3 protein-coding genes are annotated in these 2,509 nt (G+C 64.8%); all 3 read right to left on the minus strand.

All coding sequences use genetic code 11. The features are described from left to right. A partial coding sequence (rsmG, locus tag D180_RS04115; protein WP_017911791.1) for a 16S rRNA (guanine(527)-N(7))-methyltransferase RsmG occupies nucleotides 1-498 on the minus strand: 498 nt, incomplete at its 3' end. A gap of 88 nt (nucleotides 499-586) precedes the next feature. Continuing rightward, complete coding sequence (locus D180_RS04120; protein WP_043090446.1) at nucleotides 587-1,915, minus strand: Fic family protein; 1,329 nt, start codon at nucleotides 1,913-1,915, stop codon at nucleotides 587-589. A gap of 120 nt (nucleotides 1,916-2,035) precedes the next feature. Continuing rightward, nucleotides 2,036-2,509: 4'-phosphopantetheinyl transferase superfamily protein (locus D180_RS04125; protein ID WP_017911793.1), on the minus strand; the 474-nt coding region annotated here is incomplete at its 5' end.

Consider the following 2,509-nt stretch of genomic DNA (forward strand, 5'->3'; position numbering starts at 1 on the left):
GCCCGGGCGCAGCAGGTGGCCGCCGACAGCGACGATGCCGGCCAGCGTGTCCAGCGCGCGCGCGGTCAGCAGGTCGTAGGCGCCGGCCTCGTCCAGCGCCTCGGCGCGCGACTCGGCCACGCGCGCGTTGTCCAGGCGCAGCTGGCGCACCGCCTCGCGCAGGAACCGCGCCTTCTTGCCGTTGCTTTCGACCAGGGTCACCCGCAGCTGCGGCCGCGCGATCGCCAGCGGAATGCCGGGCAGCCCAGGACCGGTGCCCAGGTCGGCCAGCGCGCCCTCCTGGGCGAACGGCTGCATCGCCAGCGAATCCAGCAGATGGCGGGTCACCATCTCGTGCGGGTCGCGGATCGCGGTCAGGTTGTAGGTGCGGTTCCAGCGCGTCAGCAGCGCCAGGTAGGCCAGCAGCGGCGGCGCCAGCGCGGCGGCGTCCAGGCCTTGCGCGTGCAGGCCCTGTTCGAGCGCGACGCGGACGGAATCGGGAAGAGAGGCATCGGTCATCGGCGGATTATCGCAGGTGCCGCCGCTGCCGCACTCTGGCCGAGGCATTTCCCGGAACGTATAGAGGCTCAGCACCCGCCTGGGACGGTCAGGCTCCCAACATCCGTGCGAGGCTAGGTACCGGGTAGTATTCGAACGCCTTGCCGACCCGTTGCTTGTAGAGCAGGCCCGCGGCGACCAGGGAGTTCAGGTCGCCCAGCGCTGTTGGATAGGTGATCGTGTGCGCCGACCGATGCCCGGCCACGGTGTATGGCCGATCAGGATCCTTCAGTGCATTGGCCAGCAAGGCGCGCTGCCTGTGATTCAGCACAGCGTCGCCCACATGCGCCTTGCGCAGCACGTGACGCGCAAGCCGATCTTCCTGCTGCTTCTTCGCGATATACGTGTGCAACGCCTGGATGGACTGCTCGATCGCTTCCAACTGCTGCGAGACGAAATAGCTCAGATCGGCGCCATCGCTCTCGGTGTAGAGATAAGCCCGCATGTATTTCCCGGGCGACTTCTTCAACACGCTCGAAATCGACAGATATTCGGTCAACCAGTAACCGGAGTTCATCATGTTCCAGTAGAAGAGCGCCCTGGCCGTTCGTCCGTTCCCATCAACGAATGGATGGTCGTAGCCGATCTGGAAGTGAATTGCGATGGCGCGCACGACAGGATGGATGAAGGTTTCGCTCGCCGTGTCGTTCGCGAACGCGCAAAGCCGTCTCATCCTGTCCGCCACTTGGATTGCAGGCGGCGGGACATGCAGCAGCGTCGGCGGGGAACCTCGGTCGTAGATGACGACATTGTCTCCCACCGAACGATATCGACCAGAATATTCCGCGCTTTCCAGCGTCCCGTCCGTCAGGATGCTATGCAGCTCCAGCACCTCCTCGGGCGTGATTGGCCGCTTCCCCCTGTCGCGAATCATGTTCATCGCGAGGTAGTTGTTGTAGATCATTCGCTCCGACTGATCGCGCGGCAGTCTGCCAGTCGATAGCATCTCTTTTGCAACCGCGCGGGTGGTAGTGGCTCCCTCAAGCTGGGACGACGTCATGGCCTCCTCGATCAGCGAACGGATCAGAAATCTATTCTGTCCACCGCTGCTCTCCATTCCTTTGATCGCCCCAGCCGCCTCGCGATCAATGTAGTGAAGTCTGCGCTGCATCGAATCGGTAATGGAAACGACGAAGTTCTCGTCGTCTTTGTCCACCAGATCAAGTTCGCGCGCCAGCGCTTGACGGCTCCACTTGATGCCAGCCCACCATTCTTCTGTGGTGAGGCCGTCTGGCGCGACTCTATGCCTGAGTTTGTCCCAGTGTTCGTAGCTTCCAGCCACCTCGGGACCGATCTTCGACCTGAACACCTTCATCATGCGTTCAGGTTCATCAGCAAGAAGACGCCAGCTGTCTGGGGGCGGCACAGGGAGCCTCATCGCGTTTTCCTATAAAAACGTATATCTTTTTACATCAAATTACACCAAAGCACGACCTGCCCAGCCAACGAGGTCGACATCGGAATCACAGGGCTGCAACACGATCCAGAGGCATGGAACCTACGGCAGCCCTGGCCACCAGGCCAGCGCCGCCCGGTAGCCGGGCGCGGCCTCCCATTCGTGCAGGTGCCAGGCCTCGGCCGTGCCCAGGCCCGGGTCGCACCAGACCAGGCGCAGCGCGCCGCCGGCGTCCTCGGCGAAGCGCAGCCGGTGCAGGCCGAAGGCGATGCCGTGGCCATGCGCCTTGAGCAGCGCTTCCTTGGCGCACCACAGGCGGAAGAACAGCGCCTCGCGCGCCGGCGCCGCCAGCGCGGCCAGCAGCGCGACCTCGTCCGGGTGGAAGAAGCGCTGCGCCAGTTCCAGCAGGCGCGGCCGTGGCCGCTGGCGCTCGATGTCCACCCCCAGCCGCGCGTGCGCGGCCACCGCCACCAGCAGGTAGTCGCCGCTGTGGCTCCAACCGGTGTCCACGTGCGCCAGCGGTGCATGCAGGCCGGGCCGGCCGCGGGCGTCGCGGCGCAGCGGCAATTGCGCCGC

The sequence above is a fragment of the Xanthomonas sp. SHU 166 genome (genome assembly GCF_000364685.1).
GTDB classification, from domain to species: domain Bacteria; phylum Pseudomonadota; class Gammaproteobacteria; order Xanthomonadales; family Xanthomonadaceae; genus Xanthomonas_A; species Xanthomonas_A sontii.